The following is a 17,544-nucleotide window of genomic DNA, read 5'->3' as shown; positions in this document are numbered from 1 at the left end:
TTTAATTGGTTTATACAGCAGTTGTGCCGGGGGGATTGGTTTTACTGTAATGCTGGTTCGGCAGTACAATAATTGCTCGCGTCCCCTGTCCGACAGTGCTTTGGAATTGGAGCGTACCTTGATGCTGGGTAATGATCTGCTGGCAGACCATTAAGCCAAGGCCGTGGCCGTCCGGCTTACGGGTGAAGAATGGCTCGCCAAGCCGAGCGAGATCCTCGGGCGGGATGCCGCAGCCTTGATCAGCGATTTCGATACAGGTCGCCGCATCGGTGCCGGAGTCACGATACGAAACCGCACTTGTACGAATGATCAAGCTTGCACCGCTCGGCGAGGCTTGGATGCCGTTCTTAATCAGATTCAGAAATACTTGCCGCAGCTGGTTCGGTTCACAAGAAAGGCTCGGCAAGGAAGGCTCGAGCGATACATCGAACGTAATGTCGTTAACCGCAGCCTCTGATTCCAGCAGCAAGAGCGTTTCGTGCATCAACTGATTAACATCTACCGGGACATATTGCAGCTTCTGCGGCTTAGACAGAATGAGAAACTCACTGACAATCATATTGATCCGGTCTAGCTCGGCGATCATAATGTCGATATGATCAGGACTGAGCGTCCCGCGACTGCTGGCGAGCTGAATAAAGCCGCGGAGCGTCGTGAGCGGGTTGCGAATCTCATGCGCCACGCCTGCCGCCAGTTGGCCGACGACGGACAGCTTCTCTGAACGACGCAGCCGCTCTTCCGTCTGCTTGCGGGCGGTAATGTCGCGGGAGATGCAGGCGATGGCGATAGCTCTGCCATCCTGGTCATGAATCGGTGAAGCGGTAACGCTGACATTAATCTGCCGCCCGTCCTTCGTATAACGAGTTGTTTCGTAGTTCGTGATGGGCTTGCCATGCGTGATGACATCTACGAACATCTGTCTTTCGTATTCCCACTCTGCAGGAATATTGTTGAGTGGCTTTCCGATGACCTCTTGAACCGTCCAGCCATATATGTTCTCGAATGCTTGGTTGGCTTGCACGACGATTCGTTCAGCATCAAGAACATGAATGGCATCGGATGTATGGTCGAAGAAGGACTGCAAGAACACTTTGGTCGAACGCAGTTCATCCATCGTGGACTTCAGATCGTCTGTATACTGGACGATGCTGGCGCCCAAATTGTTAACGTCTGCGGCGAGTTGACCTAGTTCATCCTTATTATGCTCCGGAATAGGCGTCGAGAAGTCTCCCTTAGCCATGTCGTTCACTTTGCGTAGGATGAGCTGGAGCGGACGCAACAGCCGGCCAGATAGCCAGTAGCTTAGCACAATGGTCAGCAGCAGAAGCGTTAGCGAGATGACGGCGTGCTGCAAAATTTGCCAAACCAATGAGTGCGGTATGAAATCCCGATCAAATTGAACATGGATGACATAAGGCTGATGCTCACCCTGAACAGGATATAAAATTTTGAGTACTCGCTTGTTTTCAACCGTTGTCTTCACCGTTATCGGCTGACCGGTATCGATTGCCTGCTGGACGCGTACAGTATCGTCTTCGTCCTTCAGTGTGTACTGGCCGAACTTAATGGCTCGGACGTCGAGATTGTGAACGAGCTCGCCCTTTTTAAATTTTAGAATTGGATCTTTACCGAAGTAACGTGGATCGATCCCTGTAATTTCAAGAAGCTCCGGGTAGGTAGCTTTTAAATGGTGGATAATCTTCTCCGTTCCATTTTGCTGATCGAAGCTAATTAGCGACTTTGCATCGACTAGAGGGTTGATTAAGTAGTTCGTTGTGCCGTCGTAATAATAGCCCCACTTGTTAATATGCGAAGGATTCGATGTGGCATAATTAATCGGTCCCGACCAGAAATGCTCGAGTCGCTGCCCTTCCGTTACTGTCGTATTGCAACTGGCGAACAGCTGCTGGAATGCATCGTACCAGTAACCCATCGTCTTCGAGCCTAGGCCGAGCTCTTCCGGATTCGACGATTTCACAACGACGATGTCATCCTCGGTCTGTTGCCACAACGATATATCGTCTATGTCTAGCTCTCGGCTTAACGCTTTGAGCTGCTCGTTGCTCACATTCGCAGCATCAGGATCCAGGCGCGCCTTAGCTGCTATGGCGGCAGCGCGCAGCTTCTCCGCGATCGCCTGCTCGATTCGTCTCTGAGCTGCTTCAGAAACCTGGACCGATACCTGGATCTGATTCGCGATATTGAGCATGTTCTGTTCGGCGTCCTTCTGTAGATGACGGTTAGCAGCACCGTAGAAAATAATAATGTTAAGCGTCAAAATGACGGCTACGACGGCGGAAATAACTAGAGATAGTTTCGCCTTGATCGACATGACAGTGCCCTCCTGTTTGTATTTGTGAGTAATGTATGAGCATGTCGGGTGCGGAACGATCCAGCGAAGACATGAATCACGTGTAAAAGGTATAACTTAAAATATTCGACAAAATTCGACAAAACCCTTCATAAATAGAGCAGAGTCATATTTTCGTTCTAATGCTTGTATCGGCTGTGAAGAGCTTCAATCATCGCCTGCAGTTCCTCCGGCTGAGGGAGCTGCAGGGAGGCGGCGGAGGCGGCGAGCGCATCAGGCCGCTGGCGTGATCGGATAACGGACTTGATTCGCTCCGCGAACGTTACGGCTGCGTTCGGACCAATCGTCGTCAGCTTCTCTAATGAGGAGGTGCTGTCTGGTACGACGAATGGATAGGCCTTACCGGGCTCTATGCCGGCTGCCGCTTGATCATAGAAGGCGCGGACAGCCGCTGCCCGCTGCTCGCCGGAGCCTTCTGCGATGATGAATGCCTGGATAATAAAAGCTTTGGCCTGCCGGCGCTGGGCAATGCCACAAAACTTACGGCCGTCAATGCTAAGGTCATAATCGCCTGGACAATAGGCACCTATAATTTCGCCTTTGTCGACTTTGGCTCCAGTTGGCGCCAGCGCCTCGGCAATAAGGTCGTACATACGCTCGAAGTCTTGATTGAACCGGACACCTGTACCACTGCTTGCCATCGGCATTATAAGGGAGACATTGACGACGCCGTCGTCGAGCGGGACGGCTGCACCGCCCGAGCTGCGCACCGCGGTCATGTAATGACGCGCCTTAAGCGCATGCAGCGCTTCATCGACCTGTGGCAGTCTTGCATCGCGTTGTCCTAGAATGAAGGCGTTCGCATGCCGCCATATATGACATACCGGCGGGCCGCCTTCACCCGTCCTGCGGCACAGCAGCTCGTCCAAAGCGAACGCATGAAGGGGATCGTTGGCACCGCGCCAATGCTCATTCATCCGATCGAGGATCAGCATGCCTGCGTATTCGTCCGGCTGATTGATCGTATTCTCGTTGCTCGTTGTTTCCAATCGGAGCACTCCTTGCGTTTTTATTACTATTCTATCTTATATTTCGTTAGTCCGATAATGCTTTTATGACGTTGTTGTGATACGATACCGAAGAATTATAGAAGTTAACGAACAGGAGCCAATCATCATGTCAATTGCATCCAAGACAAGCCACAGCCCGTCACGGGAGATGAGCTTGTTTCATCTTACGTGGCCTATTTTTCTAGAAGTCTTGTTATTTATGCTGATGGGGATCGCAGATACGCTGATGCTCAGCGCCTTGTCGGATAACGCCGTATCAGGCGTCGGCACAGCCAATCAATACATTTCCATAGCGATGCTCATTCTGGAAGTGATCGGTAACGGGGCGTCAATCGTCGTCGCGCAGTATATTGGGGCGAAGAGTTATGAAGCAGCCGCGCGCATCTCTGCTTTGTCGGTTACGCTCAGCATGGCCGTCGGTCTAGTCATCAGTGCCTTTTTCTTCTTGCTGAATGTACAGCTAATGGAAGCGATGAATCTTCACGGCGAGACGCTGGATTATGCCGTCAGCTATATTGCGATTGTCGGTAGTTCGCTGTTTCTGCAGGCGGTCATTAATGCTGTAGCCGCGATCGTTCGCGTGCACGGGTTTACGAAGGAAGCGATGCTCGTGTCACTCGGCATGAACATCGTTCATATTATCGGAAACTATATGCTCATCTTCGGTAAGCTTGGCGCACCGGAAATGGGGGTGGAAGGGGCGGCGATCTCATCGGTTATTAGCCGGGCGCTTGCCATTGTCGTCTTTTTCTGGCTGATGTATCGAATCATGAGAGTGCGGATTATGCTCCAGTACTATTGGTCGCTGTCGAAGGAATATATCGGGAAAATATTAAAAATCGGCGTGCCGGCCGCCATGGAATCGGTCATGTATCAGGGCTGCCAGATGGTATTTCTGTATTATGCGACGTTTCTGGGCGATCACGCGCTTGCGGCTCGTCAATATGTTCAGAATATTTCGTGGTTCATCTATTTGTTCGGCTACTCATGCGGTCTCGGAACGGCTATCATTGTCGGCCGTCTCATTGGGGCGAATCGACAGGACGAGGCGTACGCTCGTGTGTGGCGGAGTATACGGTCTGTCGTCGTCATTACGCTGATCGGTATCGTACTAGCCGTAATATTCAGGTATCCGATTATGGGCATGTTCACGAATAATGACGATATTTTAGAGCTGGGCGCACATTTGATGCTCTACACGATTGCACTCGAGACAGGTCGGATGGGCAATCTGGTGCTCGTGAACTCCCTGCGCGCATCCGGTGATGCCAAATTCCCGTTCTGGGTAGGAGCGGTAACGATGGTTGGCATGAGCTTGCCGCTTGGCTACTTGCTCGTATTCCAGCTCGATATGGGCTTGCCGGGCATCTGGCTGGCGGTTGCGGCGGATGAGTGGATTCGGACTATTATTATGTGGTTCCGCTGGAAATCCCGCAAATGGGAGCGGTATGGTCTCGTGAAGCAAGGTGTGGTTGAAGGCCAGCCTGCAGGCACGAGTACCGGTGCATAAGAGAGAGGGAAGGCTCAATAAGTCTCCGCTGCACTCATAGCCGTCATTTTAAGAAAAAAAGGGCAGTCCCGCTGACGACGGACAGCCCTTTTTTGATAGGTGAGCAACCATCTCTAAGGATTGACCGCAATAATTCCGTACTGCTGCGGAGTGGTAGCTGTCACGCCGAACCACATTTGACCAGCGCCGGCCATCACGCCATTCGCGTTGACGAACAGCCCGTCGAGCTTCTGATTGCGTAATGCTTCCTTCACAGATGGGGTAATGATTTGATCGTAATTGGCTATGAATTGCTCGGCGTTATCGATTCTATCGAACTGGTTAACCGAGTAGTTCACACGAATAGGATATAGAGCTGAAGCTGCAACGGCAGCTTTATCATCCTCTGCAATTGCGGCCTGTACTTTGGCGAACATTTGGTCGAACGCCTCCGGATCAGTAATTCCCGCAACCTCATACGGATTGCCCAGCGGTTCACCGGCAAGCGGTGGTGTAGCTAACTCATTCGCAGTCGGCGGGCTTGAGGTCGTGTCTGCAGAATCCATGTCTGCATTGCTGCACCCGGCGATGATGGTTAGCATCAGGGCAAGAAGCAAGGAGGCCGCGATGCAGCCGCCTTTATCATACAAGAAGAAGCGGCTTTGTTTTATTCTCACATTAGTTCATCCTTTCTTAGGAACATTCACATTTGATAGACGCGATAATGCGATCAGAATGTTGCACGGCGGGGCAGGGATAATTCGCCATGAAAGAGGCTCGCCGCTTGGACAGCGGAGAGCCCTGTTGGAATGCGGCAGCCATATGATATTGTGCGCTGCGTATTCACTTCAATAGATCTTCTGAGAATTGGACTGCGATTTGCAGTTTATGGATTGGACTACCGTCTTTCGCACTTGATTCATATAGGGTTAGGATGCCGAATGGGCTGGTCGGTTTCTCGAATGTAACGGTAAATTCGAATTGACCCCACTCTGGTGCGCCCATGTCGGCCATGACATGGCCTTCCGCTAAAGTATTGTGGCCATCCTCAAAGGAGTAGCTGAATGCAGCTTCGAATACACGTGCTTCTCCGCGTACGGTGAAGGTCGTGCCGACGACCGAGTTCTCGGCCGGCTCAAATACGCGGAATGCACTGTTCTCTGCGACAATGACAGGCTCCTTCACGCTGCTGTCATCGCTGTCGCTGGGCTTAATGTCCGGCCCGGCCCCATCGCTGTCACCGCCGCCGCTGGGTTTAACCTCCGGCCCGGCATTACCGCTATCGCTGTCCCCCTCGGGATTATCAATCGGCTTGGGACCACTATCGCTGCTGTCATCGCCGGGATTGTTGGGGGATGTCGCATCGTCGTTGCTAGCGTTGTCTGTCGCGGTCGGTTTATCTGGAATGTCGGTTTCTTCGGCACATCCACCAATGATGACGGGGACGATTGCTAGCATAAGGGCCACGAGAGCAGCCGATATCCACCGGTATAGCGCGCGTCTTCTTGTTGTTGTCATTTGGATCAGCCTCCCTAATTTGAAACCGCGGGGTAGTGAATAGGTTACTTCAACTGACGATTACAACTTGTCCATAGTTGCATAGCAAGTCAACAATGTGCGTCAGCCCAAGCGGAATACGGTCATTCATTTACATCCGCAGATGTAACACTTTATGCAGTAGGAATATGGTAAATGCATACATAATATCCTCAAATCTTTGGAATATAGTGCGTATTTATGAAACTTTCTTTACTAATGGAATCCTATGGGTAATAATGAAGGCGATGGTTTGGTCTTACGATTCATGTGAAGTCGAAAGGAATGAAGGATTGGATGTCGACGAATGCGCATGATAGGAATCAGCAAAGCCTAATCCGCATTATGGAGCACTCGGCAGAGGGCTTTTTTATGCTTAATGAAGACGATATATTTACCTATATAAACCCTCAGGCGGGTTTTTTGTTGTTCCGGGACCATCGAGAGCTGATTGGGAAGTCGTTCTGGGGCGAGTTTCCGATGGCGAAATCGCCTTATTTTTTTGAGAAGTATATGGAGACGAAGCAGCGCCAGCGGGTAATCGTGTTCGAAAGCTATTACGCCCACTCAGATGTGCGTTACGAAATCAAATTGATTCCGAATGGATCAGGCGTATCGGTATTGTTACGTGACGTGACCTCACTTACCCATCTTTCGAGTACGGGCCAGCGCTACCGTTCTCTCTTTGAGAGACATCCGGATGCGGTATATACAGTCCTGCCTGATGGGACGATTGCGAATGCGAATCTGGCGGCAGTGGAGCTGCTTGGTTATGAGGCTCAGGAGATACTTCACGCCCCATTGACTTTGTTCATCGAGCCTAAGGACGTTCCTATCGCGGAGCGCTGTTACGACGATGTCATGAAAGGCCGGACAGGTCACTGTGTCATCCAAACGATACGAAAAGACGGCGAAAAACTCATTACACAGGTTACGATGCTGCCGATGGCAGAAGGCGGAGAGCAGATTGGCGTATTTGTAATTGCACAAGATGTCACGGCGTTTTATACCATGCACAATCAGCTTAAGGAGAGCGAGCATCGGTATAAAATGCTTTCGGAAAATGCCAGAGACATCATCACCTATTTAAGCCCGGAGGGGGACTTTCAATATGTATCGCCTGCCATCGAACGGTTGCTCGGTTATCGTCCGGAAGAGGTGCTCGGTACGTCCGCCTGGAGCTACCTTCACCCCGAATGTCGGGAGATGCTGGGCGGCAATATCTCGATATCAGCCTTAAGCGGAGTCGCAACTTGTCGTATTCGACATCGCATTGGACACTTTATATGGTTTGAATTGTCTTACCGATCGGTCATAGACGAGATGGATGGGCAAGAACGACTGGTTGGCGTATGGCGGGACATTACCGAGAGAAAGAAAGCGGAGCAGCATCTGCTGCAGGCGCAGCGAATCCGTCGGTTCGGAAGCTGGGAGTATAACATAGCTTATAGCAAGACCCGTTGGTCGGATGAGACGTATCGAATATTCGGCTTTCAGCCAGGTACCCCGGTAACGTTACAACTCATTGCGGCACATTTACACCCCGATGACATGGAACGTACGATAACTGCGTTTAAATCAATTTCAATGGCAGAAGAGGTCGATATCCATTATCGGATCGTTCGGCCCGACGGTCAGATTCGCCACATCCATACGTATGGTGAACGAATGAGTCTGCACGGCGAGCCGTATGCGATATTCGGTGTACACTGCGATCTGACCGAGTATATGAAGGCGGAAGCGGCGCTGAACCGGAGCCGGGACAGCCTGCGGATGGCACAGCAGCTAGCCGGTCTTGGCTATTTCGAGTGGGATATAGCCGACAACCGATGGATTTTGTCGGACGAAATAATTGAGCTATGGGGCTGTAATCGGCAACCTTCCGATCAGTCTATTGAGCAGTTATTGGAATCTGTTCACCCAGAGGATCGTCACCGTGTAGAGCATGCAATCATGGAAACGCTTAAAGGCATTAAGATGGACATCATATTCCGGATAATACGTTCGACAGACGGCAGCATGAGGACGATGCACGCAATATCGCAAACTGTATGCGGCGATCAGGGACAGCCGATTCGCGTATTCGGGACGGTTCATAATATTACGGAGAGGAAGCAGTCGGAGGAGCGGCTCCGCCAATCAGAGAAGCTGTCCGCAGCGGGTCAGCTTGCTGCTGGCATTGCGCATGAGATTCGCAATCCGCTGACGGCGCTGAAAGGCTTCACGAAGCTGCTGAGGCATGCACCAGAGCATAATCGGGATCGATACTACGATATTATGCAAAATGAGTTCAACCGGATCGAGCTTATTCTAGGCGAACTGCTGGTGCTATCCAAGCCGCAAACGGTGACGCGAAAGCCAGATGATATCGGTGCTATTGTGTCTGAGGTATCGGAGCTACTCGGCTCCCAGGCGCTGCTGAACAACGTATTGGTTCAAGCTGATGTCCCTTCAGATTTGCCGCTGGTCTATTGTGAGCGGAATCAGATCAAGCAGGTGTTCGTCAATATGATGAAGAATGCGATCGAAGCGATGCCAAGCGGCGGTCTGCTCAAAATCGGGGCAGAAGCGGTTGGCGGCGAGGTGCGCGTATACTTCTCCGATCAGGGCGAAGGTATACCGGCTGAACGATTGAGTAAAATTAAGGAACCTTTCTTTACGACGAAGGAGCAAGGAACGGGACTCGGTCTAATGGTCAGCTTCAACATTATCGAGGAGCACCGGGGATCGATTCGGTATGAAAGCGAGCCTGGCCGTGGAACGACCGTCTATATTTCACTGCCGGCATGGCTGGAAGAAGCATAGCCGGCAGCAATGCAGCGGGAGCGGCCGTTAAGGAAGCGTGATCAGCTTCACCATATGATAGAACGATGAGCCATTAATGGTAATCGTTTTGTCCGGTGTATAGCCGAAAGCGCGGTACAGGCGTGCTGCGCGGTCGTTGCCGTATTCGACATTGAGTGCGATTTTCCTCCATCCACAAGCAGCGGCAGCTTCCTCGGCAGCTTGAAGCAGTGCTTTAGCAATACCTCGTCCACGGAATTGAGGGAATACGGCTATGGAGTCGATGTAATATTCATCTTCATCGGCTTCCTTGTCAATCACCAGATCGGAATTACCTTTCCGTTTCCGCAGCTGTGCGACGATCGGTGCGTCAAGCTTGTCCGCCTCGCTTCCGTGATAGCACAAAATCATGCCGGCAATAAGACCCCCTTCCTCCGCGACGACGACCTGCTTGGCGCTGAATCGGTTGCCAGGCTGGCGGAACAGCTCGGCCAGCGCGGTTATGGCTTGCTCTTTTGTCGTTTCGCCAGTCAGCTGAAAAGCGATATCGTGGATCGCCTCGTATATAAGCTGAGCGACTGGAAGTGCATCCTCATTGGTTGCCTTTCGTAGTTTCATGCTGATCTCTCCTTATCACGTGTACCATGATACAGTGTTGTTCTATTCTATCCTACAATAGGATCAAATGTAACCGAGCGCATCGCTGAGCGCTCGGTTTGTGCTATTTCGTCTAAGTGTCAATCTGCAAAGTCTGGGTGAATGAGGGAAAATATATTCTTTTTTACTTACTATATTGCAATGAAGAATAGTTGGTTATATAATGATCTCAACATCTATTATTTATTAAAGAATAGTACCTGATGTTGAATAGGTGGTGGTAGAAATTGAATGTTCAGTTCAAGAAGGGAGTGCTTGATCTGTGCGTACTTGCGATGGCTGCTCGGGAGGACCGATACGGATACGAGCTGGCAGTCATTATATCTAGTAAATTTGATATTGCGGTTGGCAGCGTCTACCCGATTCTGAACCGGCTCACCCAGGAGGGATATTTCACGACATATTTGCAGGAATCGCCAGGAGGGCCGCCGCGCAAATATTATCGATTATCCCGAGAGGGGAAAGTGAAGCTGGATATGCTGACAGAAGAATGGCGTACGTTCACTGCAGCAGTTAATGAATGGATTGAGGAGGGGCAACGAATATGAGTATGAGCCGTCAGTATTTGATGACATTGGAGCAGGAACTGAGGGAAGTGCCGGAGCCGCTGAGACAGGAGTGGCTGGCGGATTACGTCGAGCACTTCCGCATCGGAATCGAGAATGGTCAGCCGGAAGAGGAAATATGTCGTGAGCTTGGCGACCCGCGCTTGATTGCGAGGGAGTTGAAGCTGAATAACCGGTTCGAGCTCGTGAAGACAAGCGGCAGTCTCGTTCAGCTCGTGAAGGCGGTGTTGGTCGGCACAAGTCTGGGGCTGTTCAATCTCATCTTTGTGCTGGCGCCTTTCATTGCTGTAGCAGCTGTTCTTCTTGCGTTGTGGGCAGTGGTTGCCGCATTCTTCATTGCTGCGCTGGTTATGGCATGGCAAGGAGCGTTCGGTGGAGAGAACAGCGGGATCACAGGCTTTTCTCTCGCTTTCATTGGTGTAGGGCTTGGAATTATTAGCTTCGTGGGCACAAGGCAACTGACCAAAGGCTTCGTGCGCGGAACGGCTCGGTACCTGCAGGCGAATCGGAAATTGCTGCGCGACAGCATCAGACAGCAGGCTTAGCATCAGGTAGTATCTCAGGGAGCGAATGACAGGCGGAAGCAGCCTGTAACCATACATACAAGAATGCGGCTTAATAGATGAGGAGTAGGGAGTGTAGACTATGCGGAAATGGATTGGAATCGGACTTATTCTTGTCGCGGTTGGTGTGGCAGGTTTATTTTCTCCATGGAGTAATTGGCGTAATGAATCGATCAAAACGGTAGAAGTAAATGAACAGCATCGCGTACCCGTAAAGGACGTGAAACGGTTGTTCATTGAGATGGACAGCGAGAATGTGCGTGTTGTGCAAGGCGACGGAAGCGATATTGTCATTCGAGTGGAAGGGAAAGTGAGTGCGAAGAACAGCGAGCGAAAAAAGATTGACATCGACGTATCGAACGGCACTCTGCATGCTCGAAAGCCAGATTGGGGCATTACGGTTGGATACAATGTTTACAGTCTCAAATTAATCGTTGAGGTGCCTGGAGCGGCATATGACGCGATTAATATTGAAACGGATAGCGGTAATATCGAGCTTCACGACTTGGAATTTGGAAAGGTGAAGCTCGATAGCGACTCCGGCGATATTCTAGCTCAACAGATTAAGGCGCAGTCCATCAAGCTGGAAACGGACAGCGGCGACGCCGTATTGGAGGATACGGCAGGTGAGATTATAGCCGTCAGTGACTCTGGAGATTTTTATTGGAAAGGTCCTGAATTCATCTGGCCGATCAAAGTGAAGTCCGACAGCGGTGATGTGGCGTTCGATGTCGGCCACAAACCAGAACAAGCGACGGTGAAGTATAAATCCGACAGCGGATATGGTGTCATTGAGTGGGACGGAGACGAGGTAGATAGCGGCGAATCCATAAAAGAGGTATATGGTAGTGGAGCACCGATGATAAACGTTGTTACCGATTCTGGTGATTTTATCATGAAGAACGAATAACTCTATGTTATGCATATTTAAGAAGAGAGACGCCCGCTTGCAGCGGCTGCGTCTCTCTTCTTGTATTAAGGTAATGGATCGGGTGGATTCGATAGGCCTCAATCGTCCACGCGCTCAAGCCGGCCTTATCCATCGCTCTGTGAACACGCTACCTGCAGCATTCGCTCGGTAAGCCGGTCAGCAGCTTCGGCAGTCGTTATGCCAGCTGCATCAGCCTCCGCATAGGCGGCTGTGAGCGTGTCGGCAATGCGTCGGACTCGGCTGCGCGTGCGGAACGGTCCGTCACCGTCCAGCTCGGCTGCTGTAGCGATTAATCCGCCTGCATTAATAACATAATCCGGCGCATATAGAATGCCTCGCCTTCGAAGCAGCTCGGCGTGCTCCGGTGCTGCGAGCTGGTTATTGGCTGATCCGGCTACGATTCGGCATTGCAGCAGCTTAATTGAGTCCTCGTTCAAAATGCCGCCCATCGCACATGGAGCAAAAATGTCACAGGGCACCTCATAGATGCGACTAGCTGCAACCGGCATCGCTTGAAAAGCAGTGACCGCTCGCTCGACCAGCTGGATGTTCAGATCTGTGACGATAAGCCGTACACCTTCCCGATGCAAGTATCGGCATAAAGCCCAGCCAACCTTACCGAGGCCCTGCACGGCAACGCTCCTGCCGTGCAGTCGGCTAGTACCGGATACGAGCCGGGCAGTCGCCTTTAAGCCAGCCATGACACCGTATGCAGTCATATCAGCTGTCCAATCACCGCTTCCGCCCATAGAGCCGGTCGTATCTGTCACATATCCGGTTGACCGTAATACCGCATCCATCTCCCGCGGCGTCGTTCCTACGTCGACTCCAGTCAGATAGCTTCCGTTCAACCGTTCGATGAATCGTCCAAGCGCCTCGAAGCGGCGGTCATTGCTGGCATCGCCAGGACGTCCAATGACGACAGCTTTGCCGCCGCCGTACGGTAAGCCTGCAGCAGCTGCTTTATAGGTCATCGATCGGGCTAGCTTCATCGCATCACGGGCAGCATCCTCCGGGTTCGCGTAAGGCCATAAACGACAGCCGCCTAGCGCGGGTCCCCGGGCTGTACTGTGTATCGCGATGAAGGCCAGCAGGTCACTCTCCCGTTCTCGGCACCAGACGAATTGCTCGAACCCGTCACGGTCCAGCTCAGCCCACAGCGTCATGGGTTGTTCTCTCCTTGTTTCCTCCGGCGGCATTGCTACGGGCCCAGCCCGCCTGCCGTTCTTGTTCGGATTCCGAATGACTGCTGCTTATAGCATATTCGGACCGCTGACAGCATGCTACGCCACGACGAGTATAGGCCTATCTAAAGAGATCCCCAGTCTCTAAGATAGGCCCGGATCAAGTTTGCTACAGGACAACGGAATTCGGGCTCGCTTGCGAACCAGCCGCAGACGGTTGTCCGGCTTGCAGCTGCTGCTCGGCAAATTTACGGTATAGCGAGTGGGAGGCGATCAGTTCGGCATGCGTGCCGCGCCCCGTTATTTGACCCTTCTCGATAAAGAGCAGCTGATCGGCGTCGATGACCGTGGACAGACGGTGAGCAATGATGATCGTCGTCCTTCCTTTCATCAGATTGCGAAGCGCCTGCTGAACATAATGCTCCGATTCGCTGTCCAGACTCGACGTGGCCTCGTCCAGCATGAGAATGGCTGGATCGCGCAGCAACGCACGCGCGATTCCGATTCGCTGGCGTTGGCCGCCCGACAATTTGACCCCTCGTTCACCGACCTCTGTATCATAACCCTCGGGCAGCTGAAGAATGAACTTATCGGCGTAAGCCATCTCTGCCGCCCGCCGAATCTCCTCGTCGCTGATCTTCCGCTCCATACCATAAGTAATATTGTCGCGGATAGTCCCGCTCATCAGCGTGCTTTCCTGTTGAACGTAACCAATCTTCGACCGCCAAGAATGAAGCGTGAAGGTATCGATAGGCGTGTCCCCTAGTAAGATGGTACCGCTAGTTGGGCTGTAGAATCTTTCGAGCAGCGAGAATAAAGTCGTCTTGCCGCCTCCGCTCGGACCGACCAGTGCGGTTACCTTGCCCGGCGGAATAATGAAGTCGACACCGCTCAATATATCGTCCATATCCTGCTTATATTTGAAATGAATATTTTTTGCAATTATCGGCTTATGGGCATGTACCAGCTCTATACCTTTGTTTACATCCTCCTCTGGTCCCGCTAGCGTATCCGTAATTCGTTCGGTCGCTCCAATCGCCTTCTGCATTTGGGTAAAGAACATAGCAATTTGGCTGGCCGGCATGATGATCTGGAACAAATAGAGAATGAAGGCGACCAGGTCGCCGGCCGACAGTGCCCCGGAGGACACGCGGAAGCCGCCGTAGCCGATGATGATGACGAGCATCAGCATTAGCAAGAGAGAGATGAGCGGACCGATCAGCGCTTGCACTTTGCCTTCTTTAAATCCGAGGAGCAGCATGGCGCGGATACGATTCATACCGCTCGCGAATTCGCGATCCTCGGAGTTCGATGCTTTGACAAGGCGAATTTCCGTCAATGTCTGGCTGAGTAGGCCGGACAGTGCTGCCGTCTCGTCCTGCATTCGCTTCGACACTTGATGCATCATGCGGCCGAGCGGTACCATGAACAGGATCAGCAGCGGCACAGCTGTAAGCATGACGAGCGTCATTTGCCAGTCCAGCATGATTAGGATGATGACAGAGCCGACAATGCTAATCATACCGGTAATGAAGCCAGTCATATGCTCCGTAATAAGTCCTTTGACGACACCGGTGTCGTTCGTCATTCGGCTGACCGTTTCGCCGGTTTGATGATTATCATAATAGGGGATTGGAAGTGCCAGCAGCTTGCGCCATAGTCGCTCGCGTAATCCAGCTACAACCTGCTGACCAATTCGAGCAAGCATATAGGTCGAGATGGCAGCTGTGACCGCCTGTGCTAGGAAGGCGGCGGCTAGTAATAGGATTTGCGGCAGACCAATTGATGCCAGCGAGAAGTCGTCCACGACATTTTTGGTGAACAACGGTACGATCAGAGCTGCTGCGGTCGATAGGATACTAAGCGTGAGCGCAATGGTGATGGCGGTCGGGGAAGGTCTCGTATCGCGAATTAGCCGCAAGAACGGCCCCCAGCCTTTCAGCGGGTTTTGACCTTGAGCAGAAGAGTTCGCTTTCATAGGCGGTCCTTTCCTCCTTAATTGTATGGGTGAAGAAGTGAAAATTGTATTTTTATTATGGCATAACTTCATAAGGGTACCATCGCGCCCCGGACGGAATGTGGCTCATTCGGAGGAATGAGATTGGGATTTGTCGGGCGGATATGATGTCATGTCGACTGCCTACGGGAACGGATGGTCATTAGAGGCTTGGCCTTCGGGTTTAGCGCGGACGAACAGGAACAGCTGTCTATTTTCGATAAAGGCGGTTGTCAGTCAAGGATATATGGAAGGCCGATCGTTACGGCAATGGCGGTGCGGTAGATAGAGGAGAGGCAGAAGCCGATGGGGGGAAGTCCAATCAACTAGCTTCGCAAGGCATAAATTATAATATAACTTCACCACCAAGGAGGAAGACGATAATGTCGAATTATCACCACCACCATCATCATCATAAACATTGCGGCAAGCTCGATCCGGTGATGCTGGATCCGGTACAAGTGTATGAAGACTATTATTATCCGCAAGAGTATGAGGTTATTCATGCTGTAGAAATTATCCGTCGCCATCATTGTGTGCCAGTGCCTAAGCATGTACATGTTGTCTATGAACGCGACGTGGACTGCGGAATGATGAGAAACAGCAGAGGCAGAGGCCGCTAAGCTTTATCGATGAATATGCGTCATCGGCCTTTCGCAGCCGATGACGCATATTTATGATGATGGAATGGTTTGCAGTCTGATTAAGCAAACGGTACGGTTTGCAGACGGTGATAATAATTATCATTATTGGATATAATGTAGTCGAGAACGAAGGGCAGGCAGCCTCTCGCCAAGGCTGCCTGGTGACTGCGATACATGCTTAGGCATACGATCTTACTTATCCAGCAGTGAACAGACTAAATTTTCGGCTCAAACGTCTTGCAATCCGTTTCCTCGGATTGCCGAGGCTGATGGGTACGGCTGACAACATAGATCGAGGACGCGTTGCATTTGTTGCCATTGCCCCAAAATTTGCAGGAGTTTACTTCACACAGTACATCCTTAGCCATTGATTTCACCTCCCATTCTGGAAGCGGCCGGATCATTCCTGGATTGGCCGTTCCTTAATAAGGATGGGCTATTTTCTTATGCTTTTATACTAGGATGTGGAAGGAAAAGTGCCTCGTAAGCGGCAGCGCAATTAACTGCAACCTGCACACAAAATAAAACAGCCTAGGCAGCGCTTATGCTTATAGGCGCATTCCTAGGCTATTCTTGCGAAAAAGTATGCCGATTGCCTTGCCGCAAGCTTATATCGAGCAACATAGCTGCTTCTAGTCCCCCTGGCCGATTTCCTGCGTCCGATACTCTGTCGGCGTAATGTTGAACCTTTTGCGAAAAACCTGTGTAAAATGGCGCACATCCTGATAGCCGATTCGCTCCGCGACCTCAGCAAGCTTCAAGCTCGGATTGTGCAGCAGCCGCTTCGCCTGCTCCAGCCGCAGCTGAATGACGAAGTCCTTATATCCTTGTCCTGTCTTCTGTTTGAATAGCTGGCTGAAGTAGACCGGATTTAAGAAGACGACGGACGCGACCTTCTCAAGCGATAAATCTTCTCGGAAGTGAGATTTAATATAGTGGATTGCCGTTTCAATCGCGCGGTCACTTCCCCGTTCATCTTGCTCGTATACATACGAGTCAGAAACTTGCGAGAGCTTGCGAATTTCAGCCGGCACTTGATCGAACTGATCGATAATTCCCGAAGTCATGACCTGAAATGGCACCTTCAAATATTGCCGAAGATGCGTCCTCAGCTCGCCGGTCAATTGCGTGAGCGCATCATTGGTGACGGATACGAGCCCGAGCAGACTCTGTGAATCGTAGCTGATGACAAAGCCTTGGCCGTAACGTTCGATCAACTCAGACAGCACATTGTCAATAATAAAATGTTCAAGACGAACCGGTCGGTCAGCATCCATCTTCACCATGACAAGATTAAAGGACGGATAGGCCTCTATGAGCGGCTGCATGTCGAAGTTACCGATATCAAGACTGGCTGCCCAACGTTGGAATACCGCTTCCCGCAAATATTTCAAGTTCATTTCGAGCTGCCGCATGCTGCGCGACTGCTCTGACTCTTTGCGAAGCTCGTCCTGCAGCTGGTCGATCAGCTCGATGATTCGCTCCTTGCCGATTGGCTTAACCAGATAGTCGCGCGCGCCGAGACGAAGCGCTTCCTGCGCGAACGCGAATTCAGATTTTGCTGAAATAAATACCCAGCGGACATGAGGGTGCTGCGGCTTGGCTACCTTCATTAGCTCGAGACCCGACATGCCCGGCATCATAATATCACTCAGCACAAGATCGATCGATTCGCTGCGCAGCTGTTTAACTGCTTCATCCGCCGAAGCGGCCAGCCATATCTGGTAGTCAGAGTACCGGCTCTGGATCGTCCGTTTGATGCCGTTTCTTATGATGTTCTCATCATCTACAATCAGAATGTTCATTGCCGTGA

The 17,544-nt window shown here is 51.4% G+C and carries 15 protein-coding genes; 6 read left to right on the top strand and 9 right to left on the bottom strand.

Going from position 1 to position 17,544, the window contains the following annotated elements; genetic code table 11:
• Nucleotides 1-10: 10 nt before the first annotated feature.
• Nucleotides 11-2,332: an ATP-binding protein gene (locus PXY01_RS08530; RefSeq protein ID WP_127569286.1), complete on the bottom strand. Its 2,322-nt coding sequence runs from the start codon at nucleotides 2,330-2,332 to the stop codon at nucleotides 11-13.
• A gap of 158 nt (nucleotides 2,333-2,490) precedes the next feature.
• Nucleotides 2,491-3,369, bottom strand: a complete 879-nt coding sequence (locus PXY01_RS08525) for a lipoate--protein ligase family protein (RefSeq protein ID WP_373864285.1) — start codon at nucleotides 3,367-3,369, stop codon at nucleotides 2,491-2,493.
• A 67-nt stretch (nucleotides 3,370-3,436) separates the two neighbouring features.
• On the opposite strand from PXY01_RS08525, the gene PXY01_RS08520 reads away from it, so the two are divergent.
• Complete coding sequence (locus tag PXY01_RS08520) at nucleotides 3,437-4,891, top strand: MATE family efflux transporter (protein ID WP_127569284.1); 1,455 nt, start codon at nucleotides 3,437-3,439, stop codon at nucleotides 4,889-4,891.
• A gap of 113 nt (nucleotides 4,892-5,004) precedes the next feature.
• On the opposite strand, the gene PXY01_RS08515 is transcribed toward PXY01_RS08520, so the two are convergent.
• Both PXY01_RS08515 and PXY01_RS08510 read right to left on the bottom strand, forming a co-directional pair.
• Nucleotides 5,005-5,547, bottom strand: coding sequence for a hypothetical protein (locus tag PXY01_RS08515; protein ID WP_127569282.1), 543 nt, complete (start codon nucleotides 5,545-5,547; stop codon nucleotides 5,005-5,007).
• Nucleotides 5,548-5,713: 166 nt separating this feature from the next.
• A complete protein-coding gene (locus PXY01_RS08510; RefSeq protein ID WP_127569281.1) occupies nucleotides 5,714-6,388 on the bottom strand; it encodes a Gmad2 immunoglobulin-like domain-containing protein in 675 nt (224 codons plus the stop codon).
• A 303-nt stretch (nucleotides 6,389-6,691) separates the two neighbouring features.
• Between PXY01_RS08510 and PXY01_RS08505 the strand changes: the two genes are divergently transcribed.
• A complete protein-coding gene (locus PXY01_RS08505) occupies nucleotides 6,692-9,211 on the top strand; it encodes a PAS domain S-box protein (protein WP_127569279.1) in 2,520 nt (839 codons plus the stop codon).
• Nucleotides 9,212-9,238: 27 nt separating this feature from the next.
• Here PXY01_RS08505 and PXY01_RS08500 read toward each other — a convergent pair whose 3' ends face one another.
• The gene (locus tag PXY01_RS08500) at nucleotides 9,239-9,808 is read right to left on the bottom strand and encodes a GNAT family N-acetyltransferase (RefSeq protein WP_127569277.1); all 570 of its coding nucleotides are present in this window, start codon (nucleotides 9,806-9,808) and stop codon (nucleotides 9,239-9,241) included.
• A 266-nt stretch (nucleotides 9,809-10,074) separates the two neighbouring features.
• Between PXY01_RS08500 and PXY01_RS08495 the strand changes: the two genes are divergently transcribed.
• The 3 genes from PXY01_RS08495 to PXY01_RS08485 all read left to right on the top strand — a co-directional run bounded on the left by PXY01_RS08495 (nucleotide 10,075) and on the right by PXY01_RS08485 (nucleotide 11,886).
• Nucleotides 10,075-10,395 carry a PadR family transcriptional regulator gene (locus PXY01_RS08495; protein ID WP_127569275.1) on the top strand — a complete coding sequence of 107 codons (321 nt, stop codon included), beginning with the start codon at nucleotides 10,075-10,077 and terminating at the stop codon, nucleotides 10,393-10,395.
• A complete protein-coding gene (locus tag PXY01_RS08490) occupies nucleotides 10,392-10,958 on the top strand; it encodes an HAAS signaling domain-containing protein (RefSeq protein ID WP_127569273.1) in 567 nt (188 codons plus the stop codon). Before PXY01_RS08495 ends, PXY01_RS08490 begins: the two co-directional genes overlap by 4 nt.
• 100 nt (nucleotides 10,959-11,058) lie before the next feature.
• The gene (locus PXY01_RS08485) at nucleotides 11,059-11,886 is read left to right on the top strand and encodes a DUF4097 family beta strand repeat-containing protein (protein ID WP_127569271.1); all 828 of its coding nucleotides are present in this window, start codon (nucleotides 11,059-11,061) and stop codon (nucleotides 11,884-11,886) included.
• Nucleotides 11,887-12,011: 125 nt separating this feature from the next.
• On the opposite strand, the gene PXY01_RS08480 is transcribed toward PXY01_RS08485, so the two are convergent.
• Both PXY01_RS08480 and PXY01_RS08475 read right to left on the bottom strand, forming a co-directional pair.
• A complete protein-coding gene (locus PXY01_RS08480; protein ID WP_127569269.1) occupies nucleotides 12,012-13,073 on the bottom strand; it encodes a Glu/Leu/Phe/Val dehydrogenase dimerization domain-containing protein in 1,062 nt (353 codons plus the stop codon).
• A 187-nt stretch (nucleotides 13,074-13,260) separates the two neighbouring features.
• Nucleotides 13,261-15,069, bottom strand: coding sequence for an ABC transporter ATP-binding protein (locus PXY01_RS08475; protein ID WP_127569267.1), 1,809 nt, complete (start codon nucleotides 15,067-15,069; stop codon nucleotides 13,261-13,263).
• Between the two features lie 401 nt (nucleotides 15,070-15,470).
• Here PXY01_RS08475 and PXY01_RS08470 point away from each other — a divergent pair, with 401 nt between their 5' ends.
• Nucleotides 15,471-15,710, top strand: a complete 240-nt coding sequence (locus PXY01_RS08470) for a hypothetical protein (protein WP_127569265.1) — start codon at nucleotides 15,471-15,473, stop codon at nucleotides 15,708-15,710.
• Between the two features lie 236 nt (nucleotides 15,711-15,946).
• Here PXY01_RS08470 and PXY01_RS08465 read toward each other — a convergent pair whose 3' ends face one another.
• Together PXY01_RS08465 and PXY01_RS08460 are read right to left on the bottom strand one after the other, a co-directional pair.
• Complete coding sequence (locus PXY01_RS08465; RefSeq protein ID WP_127569263.1) at nucleotides 15,947-16,099, bottom strand: DUF1540 domain-containing protein; 153 nt, start codon at nucleotides 16,097-16,099, stop codon at nucleotides 15,947-15,949.
• Nucleotides 16,100-16,363: 264 nt separating this feature from the next.
• Entirely contained in the window at nucleotides 16,364-17,536 is a 1,173-nt protein-coding gene (locus tag PXY01_RS08460; RefSeq protein WP_127569261.1) for a response regulator, read from the bottom strand.
• Nucleotides 17,537-17,544 lie beyond the last annotated feature (8 nt).

The organism is Paenibacillus xylaniclasticus, assembly GCF_004001065.1.
In the GTDB taxonomy this organism is placed as follows: domain Bacteria; phylum Bacillota; class Bacilli; order Paenibacillales; family Paenibacillaceae; genus Paenibacillus_T; species Paenibacillus_T xylaniclasticus.
Note: the sequence above shows the minus strand (reverse complement) of the source record. Positions and strands in the feature narration are given on the sequence as shown.

Bases quoted from the DNA above. Each gene is read 5' to 3' on its own strand.
- PXY01_RS08530 (WP_127569286.1), bottom strand. From the start codon at position 2,332: ATGTCGATCAAGGCGAAACTATCTCTAGTTATTTCCGCCGTCGTAGCC.
- PXY01_RS08510 (WP_127569281.1), bottom strand. From the start codon at position 6,388: ATGACAACAACAAGAAGACGCGCGCTATACCGGTGGATATCGGCTGCT.
- PXY01_RS08505 (WP_127569279.1), top strand. From the start codon at position 6,692: ATGAAGGATTGGATGTCGACGAATGCGCATGATAGGAATCAGCAAAGC.
- PXY01_RS08500 (WP_127569277.1), bottom strand. From the start codon at position 9,808: ATGAAACTACGAAAGGCAACCAATGAGGATGCACTTCCAGTCGCTCAG.
- PXY01_RS08490 (WP_127569273.1), top strand. From the start codon at position 10,392: ATGAGTATGAGCCGTCAGTATTTGATGACATTGGAGCAGGAACTGAGG.
- PXY01_RS08485 (WP_127569271.1), top strand. From the start codon at position 11,059: ATGCGGAAATGGATTGGAATCGGACTTATTCTTGTCGCGGTTGGTGTG.
- PXY01_RS08480 (WP_127569269.1), bottom strand. From the start codon at position 13,073: ATGACGCTGTGGGCTGAGCTGGACCGTGACGGGTTCGAGCAATTCGTC.
- PXY01_RS08475 (WP_127569267.1), bottom strand. From the start codon at position 15,069: ATGAAAGCGAACTCTTCTGCTCAAGGTCAAAACCCGCTGAAAGGCTGG.
- PXY01_RS08470 (WP_127569265.1), top strand. From the start codon at position 15,471: ATGTCGAATTATCACCACCACCATCATCATCATAAACATTGCGGCAAG.
- PXY01_RS08465 (WP_127569263.1), bottom strand. From the start codon at position 16,099: ATGGCTAAGGATGTACTGTGTGAAGTAAACTCCTGCAAATTTTGGGGC.
- PXY01_RS08460 (WP_127569261.1), bottom strand. From the start codon at position 17,536: ATGAACATTCTGATTGTAGATGATGAGAACATCATAAGAAACGGCATC.